Annotated in this window: 1 protein-coding gene and 1 pseudogene; both read left to right on the top strand. The window is 63.0% G+C overall.

Going from position 1 to position 2068, the window contains the following annotated elements; all coding sequences use genetic code 11:
* Positions 1-158: 158 nt before the first annotated feature.
* Positions 159-1349, top strand: coding sequence for a tyrosine-type recombinase/integrase (locus ACYP5B_RS21955; RefSeq protein ID WP_459571082.1), 1191 nt, complete (start codon positions 159-161; stop codon positions 1347-1349).
* Positions 1330-2068: pseudogene (locus ACYP5B_RS21950) on the top strand (site-specific integrase); the annotation flags it as partial. The gene ACYP5B_RS21955 and the pseudogene ACYP5B_RS21950, both read left to right, overlap by 20 nt.

Here is a 2068-nt window from a genome sequence, read left to right as displayed (position 1 = left end):
AGCGGTATGTTTACGGCTGTTGCGTTGTAGAGCCTTCCCAACTGGGGTCTGGCGCAACGCTGAGGATGGTCTATGGTATAGATTCCTGGGGTCTTGGGACGTTGGCAGCCATGGTCATTCAGCTCAGCCAGCCAGAGGTGCCGCAGCGCCTGCACGGCGTGACGCTGGTGGACCGGCATGGCTTGCCACGCTACTGGGCCAACGTGTGGGCACTGCTGAGTTTGTCCGATCTGGCCGAGCTGACGCGACTCCGAAAACTGCACCACGTAGAACGGCTCTACCTCTATGCCGAGGAGCTGCTGGGCGCCGGCGCATTGGATGATGCGCTGGCGGACTTGGATGAGGTCCGGCTTGGCAATCTCCTGGAAGGCTGGTTCATCTCGATCCGCAATCAGCCCCGGCTGACGGCGTCGGATCAGGAACGCTGGCGTACCGGGCTCGAATTCGTGGTGGCGGTGTCGACTTGGCTGGGCCAAGGCATGCCGCACGGCGATCGGCTGTCGCAACTCGACGCCCGCTGGCAACGACTCCATCTGCTCTACAGCCAACTCCAGATTCAACGCCAGCACCGCGTCAAGATCCTGCGCTCGCTGCCGGCCGCGGTCGTGGAAGCCCTGTATGAGTTATTGGACCCCAGTTCCGACACCAACCCGTTCAAAGGGCTGCGTACCCGCTGGCGCGTCTTCACCGCCTTCGTGCTGATGCTGCATCAAGGCCTGCGCCGTGGGGAGCTACTGCTGCTCACCGCGGATGCCGTGAAGTCGGGCTTTGACGCCAGGCAGCAACGGACACGCTACTGGCTCAATGTGGGCGAACGCCGCCGCGGCGACGAGGATCCGCGGCACTCGCGGCCAGGCATCAAGACCGCCGCCTCGATCCGCCAGATTCCGGTCAGCGAACTGACGGCGAACCTGGTGCAGAGCTACGTCGACAACTACCGCGGACGACCCAATCATCCGTACCTGCTTAACGCTCAGACCAATACGCCACTCTCAACGGAATCGCTCACCAAACTCTTTGCGCAAGCCTCCGCCGCCTTGCCGCCCCACGTGCTGGCGGAACTGGAGGACCGGACCGGCAAGACGAGCGTGACGCCGCATGACTTTAGGCATACCTGCGCCGTCGTGAGGCTCAATCAACTGCTCACCCAAGGCGACGCGATGGACGAAGCCCTACAGAAATTGCGCACCTTCTTCGGCTGGTCCCGCACGTCGGATATGCCCGCCTACTATGCGCGCGCCGTGTTCGAAGACCGCCTGGCGGCCGTCTGGAACAATGTCTTCGACGACCGGGTGGCGGTATTGCGCGCCTTGCCGCCAGGAGCCCGCGATGCCGGCGCCGCCCGTTGACCTCAACCATTGGGCGGCAAGCGATGCCGATGCGTTGCTGGACGAGATCGTGCGGCAACTGCCCGCCCTGCCACCGCTGCTGCGCTACTACGATGACTTCGATGACGCCACACGGGTGATCCAGGGTCCAGCTAATGCGACAGTCTTCGTCGTCCATATCAACGGTCACACCGAGCACCTCGACTTCTCCGCGTACGGCAACAGCTTCGCGACGCTGCTCAAGCACCTGTTTCTGTATTTGCTTGGGGAAGACCTGCATGTATCGACGGCAACACGATACCTGCAGGCGGCCAAGCACTTCAGCTACGCCGAAGTCATCGCCCTGCTGATGGCTGGTCCCGAGGGGTGTGTGGCAAGTTGGGCGGCATTGCGGGCATTGGGGAAAGCCATGAAAGCGTATGGGTTCGCCAAGGTGCTGCTCCGGCTGCTTTGCCACTATCGGCTGTGCGGCTGGTCGCCGCTGTATCGCGAGTTCCTCAGTGTCGCACTGCCCTTCCCTGCTCAGGATAAATATGCCGGCGTGCGCGCGGGCGACGTCTTCCTGTCCATTGAGGAGGAAGCGGCGATCGTTGGCTTCTTGGACGAGACGGCCCTCGCGTTGCGCAATGGTGCACATCCGGATGACGCCGCGCTGTGCGATGCGGTGATGCTGCTGTGCGCCTATCAGTTCGGCATGCGGCCGATCCAGATTGCCCTGCTGGCCATGCGCGACGTGCGCG

This window comes from Cupriavidus sp. 8B (genome assembly GCF_054589115.1).
The sequence above is the reverse complement of the archived record's forward strand: the minus strand, read 5'-3'. Positions and strand labels throughout refer to the sequence as shown.